15 protein-coding genes are annotated in these 21,494 nt (G+C 72.0%); 8 read left to right on the forward strand and 7 right to left on the reverse strand.

The genetic code is table 11. The features are described from left to right. Positions 1–98: 98 nt before the first annotated feature. The 3 genes from SD460_RS18490 to SD460_RS18500 are packed head-to-tail and all read right to left on the reverse strand — an operon-like array spanning position 99 to position 2,835. Positions 99–1,439 carry a YcaO-like family protein gene (locus SD460_RS18490; RefSeq protein WP_318306425.1) on the reverse strand — a complete coding sequence of 447 codons (1,341 nt, stop codon included), beginning with the start codon at positions 1,437–1,439 and terminating at the stop codon, positions 99–101. Next, positions 1,436–1,585 carry a hypothetical protein gene (locus SD460_RS18495; RefSeq protein WP_290062908.1) on the reverse strand — a complete coding sequence of 50 codons (150 nt, stop codon included), beginning with the start codon at positions 1,583–1,585 and terminating at the stop codon, positions 1,436–1,438. Before SD460_RS18495 ends, SD460_RS18490 begins: the two co-directional genes overlap by 4 nt. Continuing rightward, the gene (locus tag SD460_RS18500; protein ID WP_318306426.1) at positions 1,582–2,835 is read right to left on the reverse strand and encodes an MDR family MFS transporter; all 1,254 of its coding nucleotides are present in this window, start codon (positions 2,833–2,835) and stop codon (positions 1,582–1,584) included. Before SD460_RS18500 ends, SD460_RS18495 begins: the two co-directional genes overlap by 4 nt. Before the next feature lie 369 nt (positions 2,836–3,204). On the opposite strand from SD460_RS18500, the gene SD460_RS18505 reads away from it, so the two are divergent. Continuing rightward, entirely contained in the window at positions 3,205–4,368 is a 1,164-nt protein-coding gene (locus tag SD460_RS18505; RefSeq protein WP_438860838.1) for a sensor histidine kinase, read from the forward strand. Here the strand turns inward: SD460_RS18505 and SD460_RS18510 are convergent. Further along, positions 4,342–4,980, reverse strand: a complete 639-nt coding sequence (locus tag SD460_RS18510) for a phosphoglycerate mutase family protein (RefSeq protein WP_290062227.1) — start codon at positions 4,978–4,980, stop codon at positions 4,342–4,344. The two genes, SD460_RS18505 and SD460_RS18510, sit on opposite strands and share 27 nt — an antisense overlap. A gap of 56 nt (positions 4,981–5,036) precedes the next feature. Between SD460_RS18510 and SD460_RS18515 the strand changes: the two genes are divergently transcribed. From SD460_RS18515 to SD460_RS18545, 7 genes are all read left to right on the forward strand, one after another. Further along, positions 5,037–7,064: a bifunctional copper resistance protein CopD/cytochrome c oxidase assembly protein gene (locus SD460_RS18515; RefSeq protein WP_290062226.1), complete on the forward strand. Its 2,028-nt coding sequence runs from the start codon at positions 5,037–5,039 to the stop codon at positions 7,062–7,064. Between the two features lie 118 nt (positions 7,065–7,182). Continuing rightward, entirely contained in the window at positions 7,183–8,859 is a 1,677-nt protein-coding gene (ettA, locus tag SD460_RS18520) for an energy-dependent translational throttle protein EttA (protein WP_290062225.1), read from the forward strand. Between the two features lie 16 nt (positions 8,860–8,875). Then, a complete protein-coding gene (locus tag SD460_RS18525; RefSeq protein ID WP_318306428.1) occupies positions 8,876–11,542 on the forward strand; it encodes a hypothetical protein in 2,667 nt (888 codons plus the stop codon). Positions 11,543–12,520: 978 nt separating this feature from the next. Then, positions 12,521–17,506: an NAD-glutamate dehydrogenase gene (locus SD460_RS18530; protein WP_318306429.1), complete on the forward strand. Its 4,986-nt coding sequence runs from the start codon at positions 12,521–12,523 to the stop codon at positions 17,504–17,506. After that, on the forward strand, positions 17,503–17,922 hold the full coding sequence (locus SD460_RS18535; protein ID WP_290058150.1) for an acyl-CoA thioesterase: 420 nt from the start codon (positions 17,503–17,505) through the stop codon (positions 17,920–17,922). Before SD460_RS18530 ends, SD460_RS18535 begins: the two co-directional genes overlap by 4 nt. Further along, positions 17,915–18,550 carry a DUF8010 domain-containing protein gene (locus tag SD460_RS18540; protein ID WP_318306430.1) on the forward strand — a complete coding sequence of 212 codons (636 nt, stop codon included), beginning with the start codon at positions 17,915–17,917 and terminating at the stop codon, positions 18,548–18,550. Before SD460_RS18535 ends, SD460_RS18540 begins: the two co-directional genes overlap by 8 nt. Positions 18,551–18,602: 52 nt before the next feature. Continuing rightward, entirely contained in the window at positions 18,603–18,848 is a 246-nt protein-coding gene (locus SD460_RS18545) for a hypothetical protein (RefSeq protein WP_290058152.1), read from the forward strand. Positions 18,849–18,945: 97 nt separating this feature from the next. Here SD460_RS18545 and SD460_RS18550 read toward each other — a convergent pair whose 3' ends face one another. From SD460_RS18550 to SD460_RS18560, 3 genes are read right to left on the reverse strand one after another with little or no spacing between them, the layout of a single operon-like run. Next, positions 18,946–19,509 (reverse strand): dihydrofolate reductase family protein, encoded by a 564-nt coding sequence (locus tag SD460_RS18550; protein WP_290058153.1) that lies wholly within the window; start codon positions 19,507–19,509, stop codon positions 18,946–18,948. An 11-nt stretch (positions 19,510–19,520) separates the two neighbouring features. Further along, on the reverse strand, positions 19,521–21,074 hold the full coding sequence (locus tag SD460_RS18555; RefSeq protein WP_290058154.1) for a glycoside hydrolase family 13 protein: 1,554 nt from the start codon (positions 21,072–21,074) through the stop codon (positions 19,521–19,523). Beyond that, the gene (locus SD460_RS18560; RefSeq protein WP_290058168.1) at positions 21,071–21,454 is read right to left on the reverse strand and encodes a globin; all 384 of its coding nucleotides are present in this window, start codon (positions 21,452–21,454) and stop codon (positions 21,071–21,073) included. The genes SD460_RS18555 and SD460_RS18560 overlap by 4 nt, the downstream gene beginning before the upstream one ends. Positions 21,455–21,494: the final 40 nt, after the last annotated feature.

A 21,494-nucleotide genomic window follows, 5' to 3' on the forward strand; every position in this document is an offset into this window, starting at 1 on the left:
GCGTCTGACGCACCGAACGCCACATTGGGTGCGCTGGACGCACCGAACGCCACATTGGGGCGCTCGTCCCGAGCGGAGCCGCGCCCGCGCGCCGAGCCTCAGCCGTGTGGCATCGGGGCGCGGTTGAGTTCCTCCTCGGCCAGCGGCTCCGGGTGCCACCCCAGCCTCGCCCCGAGGTCCTGGACCCGTCTCAGGCCCAGCGGGGGATACGCGGCCGGTGCCGTGCCGACCGTGCCCGGGACCAGGACCCGCACCACCCGCACGCCGTCCGCCGCCGCTTCCGGCGTTGTCAGGTCGACGTACAGGACCTCGTGCCCCGCCGCGGTCACGCACGCGTGCAGGGCGTCCAGCGAGTCGTCCGCCGGCCGCGGGATCGCTGCCCAGGCGACTTCGGGACCGCCCGTGGCCCAGGCCAGCGCTGCCGAGCCGGCTCGGGGGTCGAGGTGGAACTGCTGGTGGCACAGCAGCTCCACCAGGTCCGCCGGACCGTACTGGTCGGCGTAGTCCCGCGCCGCCCGCCACGGCTTCAGCGGGCTCGGGCGGTTGGCGATGATCGCCGACACCGCGTCGCGGTCGTCGAGCGTGCGGCACGTGATCTGCAGCGTGTACGCCTCCGCCAGTGCCTTCAGCGCCGCCTGCTCGGGGTCGGGCCGCATCGCCGTGCCCACCGTCAGCCACCCTTCCGGCGAGCGGACCGCGGCGGCGATCACCGGCACGCCGAACGCGTTCTCGATCGACCAGAAGCGGGCGTCGCCGCCGAGGGCAGCCAGGCGCGGGGTCGGGGCCAGGGTGGGCTGGGGCGCGCCGTTGAGCCACCAGACCGCCGCGGCGTCGTGTTCGACGATCTCCTGCAATCCCGACCGGATCGCGGCTTCGAGGGTTTCGCCCGCGGCCGTGCCGCCGATCGCCGGGAACGCGTGCAGCGGTTCCGCGACCTGTTTCGGCACGTGGGGCCAACCGGTGTGGACCAGGAACGCCGGCACGTGGACGTCACCACCGCCGAGGGAGGTGGCACGCACCCAGTGGACCGGTGACGAGCCGAGGAACGGCGTGAAGGGGAACCCGGGCGTGGCGTACTGGCGGGGCGAATACAGGGCGACGCGCGCGGGGGACAGCGCCGTCAGCCCGCGGGCGACGAGGTCGTCGTGGCTGCCGTGGACGAGGTCCTCGGGCGGCCAGGTCGCGCAGTATCGCTCCACCGCCTCGCCCCGGGCGGCCACGCGCGCGTGCACCGGGTCGTCCCACGACGTGCCGAAGCCCTGCGGGTCGGCCTGCCACGGGAGGTCGACCCGGCGGATGTCGGCGACCGCCAGGTGCAGGGCCGCCGGAACGCCTTCCAGGCCGGCGAAGGACCGCAGCCGCGTGACGATGGGGCCGGGGCCCGGCGCGGAGCGGCGCTCGCCGCTCCGGCCGGGCATCCCTTCGTGCACAGCGGTCATCGGCGTTCCGGCAGGTAGGCCGCGACGCACGTGTTGACCGTGAGGCTCGCGGCCACGCACGTGTTCACGACGAGGCTCGCCGCGACGCACGTGTTGACGACCAGTGCTTCCGGGGCGGTCTCGACGGAGAACTGCTCCTGCTTCATGGCGCTACCCTTTCCATCGACGGCCCGCCACCGGGTGCGGTGGCGGGATCGTTCCGCGCGTCCGAGGCGCCCACCTCGCGCGGAAGCTTGGTACCGAACGCGAACCCCGCGGCGGCCAGCGCGCCGAGCCCGGCGCAGGCCAGCCAGACGGCCGCGGGGCCGCCGCGGTCGAGCAGCCAGCCGCCGCCGGCGGGCCCGAGCAGGGCCGCGGCCGACCACGCGCCGGTGTACAGGGCCGCGTACCGGCCGCGTTGCGTGCCGGGGGCCCGGTCGGCCGCCACGGAGCTGCCGACGGGCATCTGCAGGATTTCCCCGACGGTCCAGACCAGGGCGATGACGGCGTACCCGAGCAGCCCTTCGGCGAACAGGTTGAGCCCGAAGCCCCACCCGATCAACAGGGCGCTCGCCACCAGGACCGGTCGTCGCTGGTGCCGCCGCGCCCACCGGGTCAGCGGGAGCTGCAGGAACGCGATGAGCAGCCCGTTCAAGGCCTGCACGAGGCCGAACGCCCCGGCGGTGAGCCCGGCGCCGACCATGACGACCGGCAGCGTCGTCGCGCTCTGTTCGTAGACGCAGCCGATCGCGAGGGTGGCGAGCAGGAAGACGGTGAACCGCCGGTCGAACCGCAGCGGCGGCCGGGCCACGCGGGTCCGCGGCGTCCACGGCGGCCGCGTTTCCGGCACCTTCAGCAGCACGACGAGCGCGCACAACGCGGTCGCGGCGGCGTCGGCGACGAAGACGACCGGGTAACCGAAGCCCACCATGACGCCGGTGAGCGCGGCGGACACGGCGACCCCGACGTTGACCGCCCAGTAGTTCAGCGAAAAGGCCTTCGGCCGGTCGGCGGGCGGCACGACGTCGGCGAGCGCGGCGTTCATCGCCGGCCGGGCCGCCACCGAGCCCACGCCGACGGCGAAGGCGGCCGCTTCGAGCTGCCAGCGGCCGCTCGCGGTGCCGAGCGCGACCATGGCCACCGCGGTGACGACGTGCGCCAGCACGAGGGTCGGCCGACGGCCCAGCCGGTCGGCGAGCACGCCGCCGGCCACGGTGCCGAGCACGCCACCCAGCCCGATCAGGGCGATGACGAACCCGGCGTAGGACACCGGGTACCCGTGCCCGGCCGTCAGCGACAGCGCGAGCACCGGCCGGGTGAAGGCGCCGGCCCAGTTGACCAGGAGGCTGATCCAGATCCACCAGAACACCGGCGGCAAGCTGCCGGAGTGCCGGCGGGACGTCATCGTGTGCGTCACCGCCGGCCTCCGTTCCCCTGGTTTCTCGTCCCGAGCCGGGTTGCCGTTCCGTCTGGATCGCAGCGGGGATGGCGTTCCCGGGGCTCCTGCGGGAGAACCTCGGGTGTGGTTCTCCCATCGAGCCGGGTGCCTTCCGCTGGGTCTCAGCTGGGAGGCGCACCCCCGAACTCATGGATAAATCATGGCTTCGGGCATGGAGATCGCTCATCTCCTCGATTGCCGGCCGCTCGGCGGCACCCGTTGACAGTGCCGAACCGGTGGGGGCAAGCTGACCCTGTCGGTAAACTGAAATGAATGCAGCGACGCTTCGATTTCAGGTCGGCTGATCAGGGCGGGGGCCCTTGATCCGGGGAGGACGTCGTGAGGGTTGTGCTGCTCGGCGGAGCGGGGGCGCTCGCCGGCGGGAGCGGTCGGTGGGGTGCGCTGTCGCTGGTCCAGGGCGCGGTGCCACGGCTCGTGCTGGTGCCGGTCGTGTTCCGGCTGGTGCTCTTCCTCCAGGCGCTGTGGGCCGCGGGCGGGCCCACCGCGCCGGTGCTCTGGCTCGCCGTGGCGTTCTTCCTGGTGCCGAACCTCCTCGAGGTGGCCTGGGTCTTCCGCCGCGCCACCGGGATCCGGCCGGTGCTGGTCGCCGACACCGCGTACACGCTGGTCAGCAGCCTGGCCGCGGCCGCGTTCGCTCCCGGCCTGCTGGCGCTGACCTGGCCGAACGTGATGGGCACGGTCATGGTCTGGACGCTGCTGCGCGGCGCGCCCGCCGGTGCGGCGGCGATCGCCGGTGCCGTGCTCCTGCGCTACGGCACGGCCGCGGTTTCGGGCACGTCCGCGCCGGCGACGTGGATCCTGTTCGCCCTGTTCGCGGCCCTCGTGACGGGGCTGGCGATCGTGCTGCTGGTCGCCGGGTCGATGCGGTTCGCGCACCGGCTGGGCGAGCAGCGCGGCCGGGCGGCCGAGCGCGAGCGGCACCGCCGGGACGTCCACGACACCGTGCTGCAGGTGATGGAATCACTCGCCCTGCCCGTCCCCGGCGACGCCCTCGATCCCGTCGGCAGCCTCGACCAGGTCCGGCGCACCGCCCGCGCGCACGCGCTGCGCCTGCGGCTGAGCCTCGACGGCGACGCGCCCGCCGAGCCGGGTGGGCTCGAACACCGCCTCGGCGCGCTGGCGGTCGAGATGACGGCGGACGGCCTGCGCGTCGACCTCGTCGTGCTCGCGAAGCCCGCCGAAGTGCCCGAAGCCGTCGTCAACGCGCTGCACGACGCAGCCCGCGAAGCACTGCGAAACACCCTGAAGCACGCGAAAACCACCAAGGCCGTCGTCTGCCTCGAAGAGCGTGAAGCCGTCGTCACCGTGTCCGTGCGCGACCACGGGACGGGCTTCGACCCGGCCGCGCGCCGCGCGGGGTTCGGCATCGACAACTCCATCCACGCGCGCCTGGCCGAGATCGGCGGCACCGCGCGCGTCGATTCGGCGCCGGGGCAGGGCACCCGCGTCGTGCTGACCGCGCCGCTAGAGCTGCGTTTCCCCGTCGGGTGAGTCCCGCCACTGGGCGAAGGGGCGGTCCATCGACCACTTGCCGTCCTGCTCTTCGAGGACGCGGTATTCGCAGGTCCCCGGGTTGGACAGGGACTCGAACAGCTCGATGCTCCAGCCGAACAGACGGCGGCACAGCAGCCGCAGCGTGAGCCCGTGGGAGACGATCAGGACCGTCTCCGGGTGACGTTCGTCGCGCAGTCGCAGGTCCGAAAGGAACGCCGCGACGCGGTCGTCGACGTCCGCGCCCGATTCGCCGAACGGCAGCCGGTAGAAGAAGTGCCCGAACTCGTTGCGCCGCGCTTTCTGGATCTCCTGGTCGGCCGGGTCCTGCAGGTTGCCCCAGTCCTGCTCGCGCAGCCTCGGCTCCTGCAGCAGCCGCTCGCACGAGGCCTCGATGTCCAGCAGCCGCAACGTTTCCCGCGTCCGCAGGTACGGGCTGACGTACACCGCGGGCCGCTCGCCGTCGAGCAGCCGGGCGATCTCCGGACCGGCCGCAAGCGCTTCCCGCTCGCCCTTCGCCGTCAGCGGCAGGGCGTGGTCGGGGATCCGCGTGTAGGCGAGCTCGTCGACGTTGCCGAGCGACTCGGCGTGCCGCAGCAGGATCATCTTCACGCTCCCATCCTGCCCGTCACACGGGCCTGACCGGGGCTGGGCATACCCTCAGGGGCGTGTCCGAGCAGTCCGTGAAGGAACCCGACGTCCCCACGCAGCGCCGGGCGAGTGTGCTGCCCCTGCTCTCGGTCGGCGTGCTGCTGGCCGCCGTGGTCGCGGTCGGGCTGATCGCCCTCACCGGCGGGGCCGGCTACGTCATCGCCGGCCTGCCCGATCCGGGCCTGGTCACGCAGTACGGCGTCACCGTCGTGCGCGTGCTGTCCGAGGCCGCGTCGGTGATCTGCGTCGGTTCACTGCTGCTGGCCGCGTTCCTGGTGCCGCCGCAGAAGTCGGGCACGCTCGGCCCCGAGGGCTACGGCGCCCTGCGCGCGGCCGGCATCGCCGCGTGGGTGTGGTTCGCCGCCGCGCTGCTGTCGGTCGCCTTCACCGCCGCCGACACCGCGGGCAAGCCGTTCGGCGACATCCTGGACCCGCAGACGCTGCTCGACCTCGTCGGCGCCATCGAGCAGCCGAAGGCTTGGCTGTGGACGGCGCTCATCGCGGTCCTGATCGCGCTCGGCTGCCGGCTCGCGCTCACTTGGGGCTGGACGGCGGTGCTGTTCGTGCTCGCCGTCGTCGGCCTGGTCCCGGTCGCCGTCACCGGGCACTCCGCCAGCGGCGGCTCGCACGACGTCGCCACCAACAGCCTGCTGTTCCACCTGGTGGCCGCGGCGTTGTGGGTCGGCGGGCTGATCGCGCTGCTCGCGCTCGGCTACCGGCGCGGGAACCACCTGAGCCTGGCCGCGCGGCGGTTCTCCCGGCTGGCGCTGGTCTGCTGGATCGTGATGCTGCTCTCCGGCGTGGTCAACGCGCTGGTCCGGATCAACCTGAACGACCTCTTCACCACCGACTACGGCCTGCTGGTCGTCGCCAAGACGGTCGCGCTGCTGCTGCTCGGGGTGTTCGGCCACCAGCAGCGCGAAAAGGGCGTCGCGAACCTCGTGGACGGCAAGGGCGGTGCGCAGCTGCTGCGCCTCGCGTCCGTCGAGATCCTGATCATGTTCGTGACGATCGGGATCGCGTCCGGGCTCGCGCGGACGCCGCCACCGGCGGACGCGGTCACCCAGCCGTCCACCACCGAGCTGCTGATCGGCTACGACCTCGACGGCTCGCCGACGCTGTGGCGGCTCCTCTTCGACACTCGCTTCGACCTGGTCTACGGCGTTTTCGCGCTGGTCGCGGGCGTGCTGTACCTGGCGGGCGTGCGGCGGCTGCTGCGCCGCGGCGACACGTGGCCGGTCGGCCGCACGGTCGCCTGGATCAGCGGCTGCGTGGTGCTGCTCATCGCGACGTCGTCCGGCATCGGCCGGTACGCGCCCGCGATGTTCAGCGTCCACATGGGCAACCACATGCTGCTGTCGATGGTGACGCCGGTGCTGTTCGTGCTGGGCGGGCCGGTGACGCTCGCCCTGCGCGCGCTGCCCGCGGCCGGCAAGGAGAACCCGCCGGGGCCGCGCGAGTGGCTCGTCGCCTTCGTGCACTCCCCGGTGTCGCGCTTCCTGACCCACCCGGTGGTCGCGCTGCTGCTGTTCGTCGGCTCGTTCTACGCGCTGTACTTCTCCGGCCTGTTCGACAACGCGCTGAACTACCACTGGGCGCACCTGGTGATGAACGGGCACTTCCTGCTCGCCGGGTACGTCTTCTACTGGCCGGTGATCGGCGTCGACCCGGCGCCGCGGCGGATCCCGTACCTCGGGCGGCTCGGCATGATGTTCGCCGCGATGCCGTTCCACGCCTTTTTCGGCGTGATCCTGATGAGCAAGCAGACCGTCATCGGGCAGGCGTTCTACAGCCAGCTGCACCTGCCGTGGGTCAGTGACCTGCTGACCGACCAGCGGCTCGGCGGCGGCATCGCCTGGGCCGCCGGCGAGATCCCGGTGCTGCTCGTGCTGATCGCGCTGCTGGTGCAGTGGTCGCGCCAGGACGAGCGCGAGGCGAAGCGGCGTGACCGGCGCGAAGCGGTCACCGGCGACGAAGAGCTGAACGCCTACAACGCGATGCTCAAGAACCTCGCCGAGGGCAAGCGACCCTCGGGTTCCAGTTGAGGTTGAGGGCACGTCCGGCGGCCGGAAAACAGCGCTTCCGGTGATCCCGGCCTGACTTTCGGTAGTCCGGTGGTGACCGGCGTCGAGACGCGATCAGGCGCGCTCTACGATCGTGGGTATGGCCGAGTTCATCTACACCATGAAGAAGGTGCGCAAGACCGTCGGGGACAAGGTCATCCTCGACGACGTCAGCACCGCGTTCTACCCCGGCGCCAAGATCGGCGTGGTGGGGCCGAACGGTGCCGGTAAGTCCACCGTTCTCAAGATCATGGCGGGGATCGAGCAGGCCAGCAACGGCGAAGCGTTCCTCCAGCCGGGCGCCAGCGTGGGCATCCTCATGCAGGAGCCCGAGCTCAACGAGGACAAGACGGTCCGCGAGAACGTCGAAGAGGGCCTGGGCGAGGTCAAGGTCAAGCTCGACCGGTACAACGAGGTCCTCAAGCTCATGGAGACCGAGTACACCGAAGAGCTGATGGAGGAGATGGGGCAGCTCCAGGAGGAGCTGGACCACGCCGACGCCTGGGAGCTCGACTCGACCGTCGAGCAGGCCATGGACGCGCTGCGCTGCCCGCCGCCGGACGAAGGCGTCTCCCACCTCTCGGGTGGTGAGCGCCGCCGCGTCGCGCTGTGCAAGCTCCTGCTGTCGGCGCCCGACCTGCTGCTGCTCGACGAGCCCACCAACCACCTGGACGCCGAGAGTGTCCTGTGGCTGGAGCAGTTCCTCTCCCGCTACGCCGGCGCCGTCCTCGCCGTCACCCACGACCGGTACTTCCTGGACAACGTGGCCGAGTGGATCATGGAGATCGACCGCGGCCGCGTCGTCGGCTACGAGGGCAACTACTCCACGTACCTGGAGAAGAAGCGCGAGCGCCTCGAGGTCCAGGGCAAGAAGGACCAGAAGCTCGCGAAGCGCCTGAAGACCGAGCTCGAGTGGGTCCGGTCCAACGCGAAGGCGCGCCAGACGAAGTCCCGCTCGCGCCTCGACCGCTACGAAGAGATGGCGGCGGAGGCGGACAAGCACCGCAAACTCGACTTCGAAGAGATCCAGATCCCGCCGGGCCCGCGGCTGGGCAACGTCGTGGTCGAGGTCGAGAAGCTCAAGAAGGGCTTCGACGACCGCGTCCTCATCGACGGCCTGTCGTTCGACCTGCCGCGCAACGGCATCGTCGGCGTGATCGGCCCGAACGGCGTCGGCAAGACCACGCTGTTCAAGACCATCGTCGGGCTCGAGGAGCCGGACGACGGCGTGGTCAAGATCGGCGAGACGGTCAAGCTGTCCTATGTGGACCAGAACCGCGGCGGCATCGACCCGAAGAAGACCGTGTGGCAGGTCGTTTCCGACGAGCTGGACTACATCCACGTCGGCCAGACCGAAATGCCGTCGCGCGCGTACGTCAGCGCGTTCGGCTTCAAGGGCCCGGACCAGCAGAAGCCGGCGGGCGTGCTCTCCGGTGGTGAGCGCAACCGGCTCAACCTGGCGCTGACGCTCAAGCAGGGCGGGAACCTGATCCTGCTCGACGAGCCGACGAACGACCTGGACGTCGAGACGCTGGGCTCGCTGGAGAACGCGCTGGAGCAGTTCCCCGGCTGCGCCGTCGTGATCTCCCACGACCGGTGGTTCCTCGACCGGGTCGCGACGCACATCCTGGCCTGGGAAGGCACCGACGAGAACCCGTCGCAGTGGTTCTGGTTCGAAGGCAACTTCGAAGGGTACGAGAAGAACAAGGTGGAGCGGATGGGCGCCGAAGCCGCCCGCCCGCACCGTGTCACCCACCGCAAGCTGACCCGCGACTGAGGGGGCGGGTTTCCCCGTGGAGGCCAGCAAAGCGCACCGGACGGGCCCGCTCTCGCACGAGAGCGGGCGCTCCGCCAATGCCGGGGGAACCCTCTCCGCAGTCGGCAGGCTGATCGAACGCGCGGACGCGCTGCACCTGCGCGCGCCCGAGCTCGCGCTGGTCCTCGGCGAGCGCGCGGCCGCCCTTTCGGAAGCCGCGGGCGCCGACGAGCAGTGGATCCGGGCCGAGAGCCTGGTCGTGTCCTCGCGCGTCCGGCTCGGGATGCGGCCGGGCACGGTCGGGCGGGCCGTCGCGGCCCTGCGCGCGGCCGAGCACGCCGGCTACGGCGACATCGCCGCGCGGCTGCGCATCGACCTCGCCGTGTGCGCCCGGAGCCTGGGCGTGCCGCTGACCGGCCTCGCGGCGCTGCGGCCGGTGCTGACCGATCCCGTGGTCTCGCCGGTGCACCGCGCCGCCGCGTTGTGCCACCTAGTCGGCTGCCTGGGCCTGCTGGGCCGGAAGGCCGAGCTGGACCGCGTGCTCGTCGAGGCGGACAAGCTCGTCCTCGGCGACGAGTCCTCGGGCGCCGACACCCAGCTGCTGGTCCGCGCGCTGCTGCGCGTCGGCACGGCGGCCCACCGGCGTCGCCACGGCGACCTGACGGCGGCGGCCGACGCGGCCCGGACCGGGCTGGGCTTCCTGGAGAAGCTCGACAACCCGGCCGACGACGGCGGCCTCGTCCGCATCCGGCTGGTGCTGCTGCTGGTCAGCACGCTCCTCGACCGCGGCGACACGGAAATGGCGTACGAGATCGCCGAGCCGATCCTGGCCGAGCCGGTGCGCGCGGCGGGCGTCGCCCCGATGGGCTGGCTGCGGCTGGCCGTGGCGACCCGCATCCACCTGCCCGCCGGCTCCGGCGAGGCGGCGATCGAGCTGGTCCGCGAAGCGGTGGCGAGCACGGACCGCCACGGCCTCCCGGCGGTCACCGCGCGGCTGTGGCTCGAGCTGGCGCAGCTGGAGGAGCGGTTCGGCCGGGCCGAGGAGGCCATCGCGTGCCTGTACCGCTCGCGGGCGGCAGAGCAGTTGCACGCGCGGGCCCGGCGTCAGGCGTGCAGCGTGCTGGCCGGCGAGTTCGGGACGGGCGAGCCGGCTTCGGTCGACTTGGACGAGGTGCTGAAGGCGGTGCCGTCACGCCCGGTCGCGCCCGAACCGGCCCCTTCGCCCGCGGCGCCCGCTTGGTCGTTCGGGCGCGAGGAGAAGGCGGCGCCGGGGTGGTCGTTCGAGCGGCCCCGGGTGACGGCGGACGCGGCCGAGACGACGGTGATGCCGGCGATCCGCGACGAGCCGGCCCCGGAGCCGGTCGTGGTGGCGCGGCGCCCGGAGCCGCCGGGACGTCCTGAGCCGATCGAGGTGCGTTCGGCTGGCGAGGCCCGGCCAGGTGCGGCGCGGGCGGTGCCTAAGCGCGGTCGCGAGGCGGCTGCGGAGGTGCGGGAGCCGGAGTTCCGGGCGGAGCGCGGTCGTGAGGTGGCTGAGGTTCGGGTCGCGGAGGTGCGGGAGCCGGAGTTTCGGGCGGAGCGCCATCGCGAAGCGGAGGTTCAGGGAGAGCGCGGTCGGGAGCCCGAGTTTCGGGCGGAGCGCGGCCGGGAGCCTGAGTTCCGGGCAGAGCGCGGTCGGGAGCCGGAGTTGCGGGCCGAGCGTGGTCGGGAGCCGGAGTTTCGGGCCGAGCGTGGTCGCGAGGCGGCCGAGGTGCGGTCCCCGAGGGAGCGTGGGCGGGAGCCGGAGTTCCGGCCTGAGCCGGTGCTCGGGGCGGAGCCCGTGGAGGTTCGGCTCCAGCCCATCGAGGTGCACTCGGTGCGGGAGCCGGAGTTCCGGGCGGAGCCTGTCGAGCGGCGGCCCGAGCCTGGTCGAGCCGAGCACGGCCGCGAGGCCGAGCCGGTGGAGGTGCGGTCCGAGTCGTCCGAGCGGGAGCCGCAGCGGGTGGTCGAGAGCGCCGAGCCTGAGCCCGCGGCGGGCGGGAAGACCAAGTTCTCCTGGGCCGCGCTGGCTGAAGCCCGGTTGAAGGAAACCGCCGCCGAGCGGGAGTCGGCGCCAACGCGGATCACTCCCGCGTTGCCGCTCGCGCCTGAGCCCGCCGCCGAGCGGGAACCCGAGCCGCGGTCACGACGGGAGCCGCAGCCCTCGACCCGGCACGACGCCGAACACGGGTCCGTCGCCGCGCGGTCGGTGCTGGATCGCCTGGGCATCTCTTCTCCCGCCGGTGGCGCCGGGGGCCGTCGCCGGGCGGAGGACTCCGACACGGGCCGGGCCGAGGACCGCCCCGAGCCGGAACTCGCGCCGCCGCCGCGGCCGGAAGACCAGCCGCCGTCCGCGCCGGACTACCGTGACGAAGCCGAGCCCTGGCTCCCGCGGCTGCGGATGCCACCGTCGCTGGAGCCGATGGAGGACTTCGGCCACTGGACCCCGGCCACGGCGCCGTTCCCGGAGAGCTACGCCCGCGCCATCGCGGAGGACGAGCCACCCCCGGACGCGGGCCTCGCCGACCTCCTCGCCCGCGCACTGGCCGAACACCAGGCGGGCACAGCCAGCGCGGCCGCGCTGGTCAAGCAGCTGGGCTCCCAGGATACGGGCCGCCGCAACGGCCACGGCCGCAACGGCCACGGCGCCGAGGTCCCGGACTCCCGCCGCCACGGCTCAGCCGACTGACCGCGGCTGACTGGCCCGGCCGCTGGGGCTGGTGGGTTGGTACGGCCACGGTGCCGAGGTCCCGGACTCCCACCGCCACGGCTCAGCCGACTGACTCGTCCGGTCGCTGTGGGCTGGCCTACCGGCTCGACCGCTGCGGCTCACCACACCGGCTTCGCTGAGCTGGCCCGGCGGCGCGGCTGGGCGGACTGGCTTCGCTTCGCCACGGTGGTCGGTCGGCTGTCCCGCGATCCGGCCGGAGTGTCATGAATGACCCATTCACCACGTCTGGCGACAGGGCTCAGGCAAAGTCGCCGGCCCCGGCTCGCTTCACCGGTGGCAGGCGGCTGAGCAGTTCGAGTGAGGTCGCGAATGAGTCATTGGCGGCTTCGGAGGTCCCGAATGAGTCATTCGCGACCTCGCCTTCGGCAAGCCGCTCGGTGCGCGGGAGCGGTGTCCGGGGATCGGTGGCCCGGGCGTGGTGAACGGGTCGTTCATGACATCGCGGCTGATCCGGCCGACCGCGCACACGCGACTTTGCCGGGACCATGTCGTCCGACGACGTGAATGACTCATTCCTGTCATCCCCGCGTGCCCGGCCCCGACGAGAGATCGCCGCCCGGTCGGTGAGACCCCCCGTTTCGTCGCCGACCTGTCGCGACCCCGCCGTCGTGACTTCCCTCGCGTTCCCACGTCGCCGACCGGCCGACAACCTTCGCCGAGCGGCTCCCAGCTTCCACAGCTGAACCGATCACGTTCCCCTCCACCCGCGTGAGCGCCCTCCAGTGTGGCTGGTCAGGGCCTCCTGACCGCCTCGGACACAACCCGTCGGTAGCTTTACCGATCCCGCGAATCCGCTGGCCCGAAAGGGTTTTTCCGCTCGAACCAACCTCTGGGTCTTCGTGTGGCCGCGCGGCCCGGCGCATTAGTGTGGGGTGAGTCCGGCTCAACGACGAGCCGGCGCGGTGCCACCTCACGCAAACTGGAGAGTTGTCTCAAATGAGCTCGACCGGAGTCTCGTCCCCATCCGGAACCGGCGCGGAAACCGAACCCGAGTTCGGCCGCCGCGCCCCGGCCAGTCCGGAGCAGATCAGGGACGACCTGATCGACGCGGCCGCGGGGCTGGCGCCGGAGATCGGTGAGCTCATCCGGCTGTACTACCGGCACATCCCGGCCGAAGAAATCGTCGGCGACGAGGCCGTGAACCTCGTCGGTGCGGTGCGGTCGCACCTGCAGCTCGCGAAGCACCGGATGCCCGGCCGCCCGGCTGTGCGGCTGCTGAACCCGACCGTCGCCGAGGACGGGTGGGCTCGCGAGGCCACCGTCGTGCAGGTCGTCACCGATGACATGCCGTACCTGGTCGACTCGATCGCCGCGGAGTTCGCGCGGGACGGCGTGCAGGTGCAGCGGATCGTCCACCCGATCGTCGTCGTCACCCGCGATCTCACCGGTGAGCTGCAGGAAGTCCACCCCGACGCCGACCCGGGGGAGCCGCCCGCGAACTCCGCCGCCGAGTCGTGGATGTACATCGAGATCGACTTCGTCACCGATCGCAACCGCGCGCGTGAGCTCGACAACCGGCTCTCCAGCGTTCTCGGTGACGTCCGCGAGGTCGTCGAAGACGCCGAGAAGATGGCCCAGACCGCCTGCCAGCTGGCGAGCGAGCTGGAAACCGACCCGCCCAAGCTGCCCCAGGCCGAAGTGGCCGAGGGCGCCCGGCTGCTGCGGTGGCTGGCCGACGGCCACTTCACCTTCCTCGGCTACCGCCGCTACGAGCTGGTCGAAAACCCCCACCCCGAATCCGATGACCCCGCCCTGCGTGCGGTCCTGGCCTCCGGCCTCGGCGTGCTGCGCCAGGACAGCCTCGCCGCCCGTGGCCTGACCGCCGGGCCGGACACCGCCGCCACCGCGCTCGCGCCGTCGCTGCTGGTGCTGACCCAGGCGAGCGCGCCCTCGACCGTGCACCGGCCGGTGTACCCGTACTACGTCGGCGTGAAGACGTTCGACGCCGACGGCACCGTCACCGGCGAGCACCGCTTCCTCGGCATGTTCACCACCACCGCGCTGCACGAGAACGTCCTCGACATCCCGGTCGTGTGCAAGCGGGTCCGCGAGGTCATCCACCGCGCCGGCTTCCCGATGGAGTCCTTCTCCGGCCAGCGGATGCTGGAGGTGCTGCAGAACTGGCCGCGCGCCGACCTGTTCTCCGCCGACACCGACTCGCTCTACGCGACGACCACGGGCGCGATCACGCTGTCCGACCGCCGCCGGCTGCGGCTGTTCCTGCGCCGCGACCCCTACGGCCGCTTCTACTCCTGCCTCGTCTACCTCCCGCAGGACCGCTACACGACCCGGTCGCGGCTGGCCATGCAGGAAGTCCTGCTGGAAGAGCTCGAAGGCACCCAGCTCGAGTACAGCGCGCGGATCGGCGAGACCGTGCTGGCGCAGGTGCACTTCATGGTGCACACCGACCCGGCGCGCCGCCTGGAACCCGACACGCAGCGCATCCAGGAGCGGCTCAACACCGCGGTCCGCAGCTGGGACGACCGGATGGTCGAGGCGGTCCTCGACGAGCGTCGCGAGCGCTCGGACGGCGGCGTCGCGGTCGGGATCGTCGGCGAGGAGTCGGCGACCGAGCAGGGCCAGCGCTTCGCGGGCGTGTTCCCCGAGGGCTACAAGGAGGACTTCACCGCCGAAGAGGCGCTGGGCGACCTCCGCGCCCTCGACTCGCTCACCGACGAGGGCGACCTCGCGCTGTCGTTCTACCTGCCCGCCGGCGCCGAGCCCGGCGAGCGGCGCTTCAAGCTGTATCTGCGCGGCGAGGGCGTGACGCTGTCCAAGGTGCTGCCGGTGCTGCAGGCGATGGGCGTCGAGGTCGTCGACGAGCGGCCGTACGAGCTGCACCGCGAGGACGGCGGCGCCTGCTGGATCTACGACTTCGGCCTGCGCATCGACCAGAAGGTCATCGCCAAGACCGACGCCGAGGCCGTCACCGAGCTGCGTGACCGCTTCCAGGACGCCTTCGAGGCCGCGTGGCGGGGTGACGCCGAGGTCGACGGCCTCAACGGGCTCGTCCTGCGGGCGGGGCTCAGCTGGCGGCAGGTCGCCGTGCTGCGCGCGTACTCGCGGTACCTGCGCCAGGCCGGCAGCGCGTTCTCCCAGGACTACATCCAGAACACGCTGCTGAACCACACGCAGGTCGCCACCAAGCTGCTGCGGCTGTTCGAGGCCCGCTTCGACCCGCAGCTGGGCGAGACCGACCGCGAAGCGGCCACCGAAGCTCTGGCGAGCGAGCTCGGGTCGATGATCGACGAGGTCACCAGCCTCGACGAGGACCGGATCCTGCGCCGCCTGATGGCCGTCATCCGGGCCACCCTGCGGACGAACTACCACGTCACCGACGCCGACGGGAAGCCGCGGCCGTACCTGGCGATCAAGCTCGACCCGGCCGGCGTGCCCGAACTGCCCGAGCCGCGGCCGAAGTTCGAGATCTTCGTGTACTCGCCGCGCGTCGAGGGCGTGCACCTGCGCTTCGGCGAGGTCGCGCGCGGTGGCCTGCGCTGGTCGGACCGGCGCGAGGACTTCCGCACCGAGATCCTCGGCCTGGTCAAGGCGCAGGCGGTGAAGAACGCGGTGATCGTGCCGGTCGGCGCGAAGGGCGGCTTCGTCGTCAAGCGCCCGCCGGTCGCGACCGGGGACGCGAGCATCGACCGCGACGCCCAGCTCACCGAGGGCATCGCCTGCTACCGCATGTTCATCTCCGGCTTGCTCGACCTGACCGACAACCGGATCGAGGGCAAGACCGTGCCCGCGCCGGGCGTCGTGCGGCACGACCCCGACGACTCCTACCTGGTCGTCGCGGCGGACAAGGGCACCGCGAAGTTCTCCGACATCGCCAACGAGGTCTCCGGCCAGTACGGCTTCTGGCTCGGCGACGCGTTCGCCTCCGGCGGCTCGGTCGGCTACGACCACAAGGCCATGGGCATCACGGCGAAGGGCGCCTGGGAGAGCGTCAAGCGGCACTTCCGCGAGCTGGGCAAGGACACCCAGACCGAGGACTTCACCGTGGTCGGCATCGGCGACATGATGGGCGACGTCTTCGGCAACGGCATGCTGCTGTCCGAGCACATCCGGCTGGTCGCGGCGTTCAACCACATGCACGTCTTCCTCGACCCGAACCCGGACGCCGCCGCGACGTTCGCCGAGCGGCGCCGGCTGTTCGACCTCCCGCGCAGCTCGTGGGACGACTACGACCGCTCGCTGATCAGCGAGGGTGGCGGGATCTACTCGCGCTCGGCGAAGTCGATCCCGATCAGCCCGCAGGTCCACGCGGCCCTCGGGCTCGAAGAAGGCGTCACCGCGCTGGCGCCGATGGACCTGATCCAGGCGATCCTGCTGGCGCCGGTCGAGCTGCTGTGGAACGGCGGCATCGGCACCTACGTCAAGGCGGAGAACGAAACCCACGCCGCGGCCGGGGACAAGGCCAACGACGCCATCCGCGTCGACGGAAAGCAGCTGCGCGTCAAGGTGTTCGGCGAAGGCGGCAACCTGGGCCTCACCCAGCTGGGCCGGATCGAGTTCGCCCGCAACGGCGGCAAGATCAACACCGATGCGCTGGACAACTCGGCCGGCGTCGACTGCTCCGACCACGAGGTCAACATCAAGATCCTGCTCGACCACCTGGTGCAGACCGGGAAGCTCGAGGAGGCCCAGCGCAACGAGCTGCTGGCGGAGATGACCGACGAGGTCGGCGCGCTGGTGCTGGCGGACAACTACCGGCAGAACGCCGTCCTCGGCGTCAGCCGGGCGCACGCCGCGCCGATGGTTTCGGTGCACCAGCGGCAGGTTCAGGCGCTGGTGGCCGCGGGCGCGTTCGACCGGAAGCTGGAAGCGCTGCCGAGCAACTCGGAGTTCCGCGAGCTGGAGAAGGCCGGCAAGGGCCTCACGTCGCCGGAGCTGGCGACGCTGCTGGCCCACGTCAAGCTGGAGCTGAAGGGCGAGCTGCTGGCCAGCGACCTGCCCGACTCGCAGGTGTTCGCGGCCCGGTTGCCCGAGTACTTCCCGCGGCCGCTGCGCGAGCGGTTCCCGGACGCGATCGGCGAGCACCCGCTGCGCCGCCAGATCATCACCACGCTGATCGCGAACGAAGTGGTCGACGGCGGCGGCATCTCCTTCGTCTACCGGCTGATGGAGGAGATGAACGCGACCGCGACCGACGCGGTGCGCGCGTACGCGGTCGTCACGCGGGTGTTCGACCTGCCCGCGCTGTGGCAGGAGATCGACGCGCTCGACAACGTCGTGCACACCGACGTCGCGGACACCATGGTGCTGGAGACGCGGCGGCTGCTCGACCGGGCCGCGCGCTGGTTCCTCACCAACCGGCCGCAGCCCCTCGCGCCGCTGGCGGAGATCAACCGCTTCGGCCGGGTGCTCGGCGACCTCGTCCCGAAGATCGGCGACCTGCTGCGCGGGCGCGAGGCGGAGTCGGTGCAGCGGAAGGCCGACGAGCTGATCGCCGCGAAGGTGCCCGAGGGGCTGGCCCGCCGGGTGTCGCTGCTGCTGCACACCTTCGGCCTGCTCGACGTCACCGAGGTGGCCGAGCTCGCCGAGCAGCAGGTCGGCATGGACGCCGCGCACAGCCCGGCCGAGACGGCGGAGCTGTACTACGCGCTGTCGGACCACCTCGACGTCGACAAGATGCTCACCGAGATCAGCGCGCTCGAACGCGGCAACCGCTGGCACGCCCTCGCCCGGCTTTCGCTGCGCGACGACGTCTACGGCTCGCTGCGGGCGATCACGCTGGACGCGTTGCGGCACAGCGATCCCGGCTCGTCCGGCGACGCCAAGATCGCCCAGTGGGAGAAGACGAACTCCTCGCGGCTGCAGCGGGCGCGGGTCGCGCTGGAAGAGATCCACAACTCCGGCCGGCTCGACCTCGCGACGCTTTCGGTGGCGGCCCGGCAGATCCGGAGCACGGTCCGGTGACCTACGTTGCGCACGTCCGCCCGCGGTGGACGGACATGGACGTCTACGGCCACATCAACCACGCGAAGATGGTGACGCTGCTCGAAGAGGCGCGGATCCCGCTGCTGTTCAAGGGCGCCGTCGAGGCGGGGCTCGACGAGCTGCCGAAGGGCATCGTCGTGGTCAAGCTGGCGGTGGCCTACAAAGCGCCGATCGTGGTGTCCGGGCAGGAACTGCGGGTCGGCATCGACCTGACGGAGCTGCGCGCGGCGAGCTTCACGCTGGCCTACCGCGTGCACACCGGGCCCGCCGACGACGACCCGGTCGCGGTCACCGCGGAGACGGTGCTGGCGCCGTACGACACGGTCAAGTTGCGGCCGCGTAGGCTCAGCCCGCCCGAGTCGGAGTTTCTGAAGCAGGGGTTCGCGGATGCCTGAGTTGTTCGTGCCGGACGCGGCGGACCGGGAGACCCTCGGTGCGTTCGTCGCCCGCGCGGTCCGGCTGGACGGTCAGACGGCCGTCCGGCTGCGCCAGCGTGGAGACGGCGTGGTCGAGGCGTGGACGGCGACGCCGTTCGAGTGCTTCGCGACGCGCGCGGTGGCCGGGGACGTCACCCCCGGCGACGTCACGGTGTCCGGCAACGAGCTGCTGGCGGCGCTCACGGTGGCGGGCGGCCCGCGGATGGACCCGGGCCCGGCCCGCGACCTGCTCTGGCACGGCGAACTGCCGCCGTCCGGCCGCTGGCCGCTGGTCGACGAGCTCCCGGCGCGGGTCGTCGCGGAGCTGGCCGACCGGGGCGTGACCCTGGCCAGGGACAACGCCGGCCCGCACGGCAACCCGCCGTCGTCGCTGATGGACCAGGCCGTGCTCACCGTGTCCGGCGACGCGCGGGAGGTCAAGGTCCAGATGCGCTGCCTGTTCGCGATGTCGGGCATGGGTTTCGTGGACGCGGACCTGGCGGAGGACGTCGTCCGCGTGTCGGCGACCGATTCGTGGCTGCGCCTGGACGCGCGCTACGGCGCCATCGTGCGGCGCCGCCACGCGCTGCTGCCGCTGCTGTTCTGACGGATTCCTTACGACTGCCACCGTTCTCGCCGAGGGGTGGCAGTCTGGAGTCGTGAAGCCGGACGACCCCACCGCGGACTTCCTCGACGCCGTGCGCGCCGAAGAGACCCCGTGGCGGCAGGACCGTCCGGCGGGTGAGCGGGCGCCGGAGCGCGCCGAACGACCTGAGAGGTGGGGCCGCACGCGTGCGGCGGGCCGGGCGGCTGCCCAGGCGGCGCCCTACCTCCAGGCCGCGGCGCTGGCGGTGTGGCTGGCGAGCGGCGCCTTCGACGACGGCTCGGGCGACCAGAGCGGCTAGCCCGCTCAGCGCCGCTCGCTCGGTTCGGGCCGGGGCAAGCGCCCCAATGTGGCATTGGGTGCGCTGGACGCACCGAACGCCACATTGGGGCGCTTGATCAGCGCCGCTCGTACCGGGTCAGGACCACCCCGCCGGGGAACGTCCGCGTCTCCACCAGGGTCAGGTTCACCCAGCTGTCGAGCGTGGTGAAGAACGGCGCGCCGCCACCCAGGATGACCGGGTGGGTGACGATCTCGTACTCGTCGACCAGCCCGGCCCGCACGGCCGGCGCGGCCAGCGTCGGACCGCCGACCCGCATCGGCCCGCCGTCGCCGGCCTTGAGCCGGGTGATCTCGGCGAGCGCGTCGCCGGTCACCACGCGGGTGTTCCAGCCGGGCTCGTCGATCTCCGCCGAGGTGAACAGCACCTTCGGCGTGTCCCGCCAGTTCCGCGCGAACGCGATCTCCGCCGGGGTGGCGCCCGGCAGCTCGTCGGCGGTCGGCCAGTGCGAGCCCATCGTCTCCCACAGCTTGCGCCCGTACAGGAACAGGTCGATCGCCTGCTCCCGCTCGAGCCACCACTCGAACAGCTCGTCACTCGGCTCGCTCCAGCCGAGGTCGCCGCCGGTCGCGGTGGTGCGGCCGTCCAAGCTCAGGTTCATGCCGTAGATCAGTTTCCGCACGGGTCCACCCCTCAGATCAGCCAGGCGGCCGAATCCGCCGGCAGTTTCCCGTCCACCAGGGGGCTGCTCGACAGCAGCACCTCACCCGGCGGCAGCGCGATCGGGCTCGCGGACGTGTTCAGCGCGCACACCAGGCCGCCGCCGCGGCGCCGGAACGCGAAGCACCCCGCGGGCGCGCCGTACCACTCCAGTTCCTCGCCGCCGAACGCCGGATGGGTCTTCCGGAGCTCGATCGCCTGGCGGTACAGGGAAAGCGTCGAGTCTTCGTCCTCTATCTGCTTCTCGACCGTCAGCCCGGCCCACTCGGCGGGCATCGGCAGCCACGTGCGCGGGTTGCGCGAGAACCCGAACGGCGGCAGGTCGCCCTCCCACGGCAGCGGGACGCGGGAGACGTCCCGGCCGAACTCGGCGCCGCTCGTCTTCGCGCGCGGGTCGGCCATCTCCGACGCCGGGATCTCGACGTTGGCCAGGCCCAGCTCTTCGCCGTTGTACAGGTAGACCGTGCCGGGCAGCGCCAGCTCCACCAGGGCCATCGCCCGGGCCCGCCGGACCCCGGTCGCGCCGCCGCCGTAGCGGCTGACCTGGCGCCAGACGTCGTGGTTGCCCAGCGTCCAGGTCGCGGGCGCGCCGACCTTGGCCGGGACGGTCAGGGAGCGCTCGATGGACGTCCGCATCGCGTCGGCGTCGAAGTGGGTCAGCACCAGCCGGAAGTTGAACGCCAGGTGCAGTTCGTCGGGCCGCAGGTAGCGCGAAAGGCGCTCCTCGTCGGTCACCCAGATCTCGCCGACCGCCATCGCGTCCGGGAACTCGTCGAGCACCTTGCGGATCATCTGGTGGATCTCGTGGACGCCGTCGTGGTCCCAGCGCGGGTCGTAGTAGTGGCTCGGGCCCAGCGCGTCCGCCCGCGGGTCCATGTCCGGCAGGCCGGGCGGCTTGGCCATGCCGTGCGCGACGTCGATGCGGAAGCCGTCGACACCGCGTTCGAGCCAGAACCGCAGGGTGCGTTCGAGGTCGGCGGCGACCTCGGGGTTGGTCCAGTTGAGGTCCGGCTGCTGCGGCGCGAACAGGTGCAGGTACCACTGGCCGTCCGGCACCCGGGTCCAGGCCGGGCCGCCGAACGCGCTGACCCAGTTGTTCGGCGGGTCCTCGCCCTTCGGCCCGACGCCGTCGCGGAAGATGTACCGGTCGCGCTCCGGGCTGCCCGGCTTGGCGGCCATCGCGGACTTGAACCAGGCGTGCTGGTTGCTGGTGTGGTTCGGGACCACGTCCACGGTGACCTTGATGTTCCGCTTGTGCGCCTCGGTCAGCAGGACGTCGAAGTCGCCGAGGGTGCCGAACATCGGGTCGACGTCGCGCGGGTCGGCGATGTCGTAGCCGTGGTCGGCCATCGGGGAGCGGTAGAACGGGGTCAGCCACAGCGCGTCGACCCCCAGCAGCTCCAGGTAACCGAGCCGGGAGTGGATGCCCTCCAGGTCCCCGACGCCGTCACCGTCAGAGTCGGCGAACGAGCGTACGTAGACCTGGTAGAAGACGGCATCCCGCCACCAGTCCGGCCCGGGTCTCATACGAAGCTGTTCATCATGCTGTGCGCGGCCATCTCCAGGTACGCCCAGAGCTGACCGCGGTACGGCTCGTCCAGGTTCTCCTCGTCGACGGCGATCCGGATGCAGCGCAGCCACGCGTCGCGCTCGATGGGCCCGATCTTGAACGGCGCGTGCCGCATCCGCAGCCGCGGGTGCCCGCGCTGGTCGGAGTAGGTGTGCGGGCCGCCCCAGTACTGCATGAGGAACAGCCGGAAGCGCTCCTCGGCCGGGCCGAGGTCCTCCTCGGGGTAGAGCGGGCGGAGGATCTCGTCGCGCGCGACCTCTTCGTAGAACCGCCCGACGATGCGGCGGAACGTCGGTTCGCCGCCGACCGCTTCGTAGAGGTTCGCCGGTTCGCTCACTGCAGACACGCCTTCCATTTTGCCCTCCTGGGTGCGGGTT

The organism is Amycolatopsis solani, assembly GCF_033441515.1.
Classification (GTDB): domain Bacteria; phylum Actinomycetota; class Actinomycetes; order Mycobacteriales; family Pseudonocardiaceae; genus Amycolatopsis; species Amycolatopsis solani.

What these genes read in the sequence shown, in the direction of transcription:
- SD460_RS18490 (WP_318306425.1), bottom strand. Translation starts at nt 1,439, where the DNA reads ATGACCGCTGTGCACGAAGGGATGCCCGGCCGGAGCGGCGAGCGCCGC.
- SD460_RS18495 (WP_290062908.1), bottom strand. Translation starts at nt 1,585, where the DNA reads ATGAAGCAGGAGCAGTTCTCCGTCGAGACCGCCCCGGAAGCACTGGTC.
- ettA (WP_290062225.1), top strand. Translation starts at nt 7,183, where the DNA reads ATGGCCGAGTTCATCTACACCATGAAGAAGGTGCGCAAGACCGTCGGG.
- SD460_RS18530 (WP_318306429.1), top strand. Translation starts at nt 12,521, where the DNA reads ATGAGCTCGACCGGAGTCTCGTCCCCATCCGGAACCGGCGCGGAAACC.
- SD460_RS18540 (WP_318306430.1), top strand. Translation starts at nt 17,915, where the DNA reads ATGCCTGAGTTGTTCGTGCCGGACGCGGCGGACCGGGAGACCCTCGGT.
- SD460_RS18555 (WP_290058154.1), bottom strand. Translation starts at nt 21,074, where the DNA reads ATGAGACCCGGGCCGGACTGGTGGCGGGATGCCGTCTTCTACCAGGTC.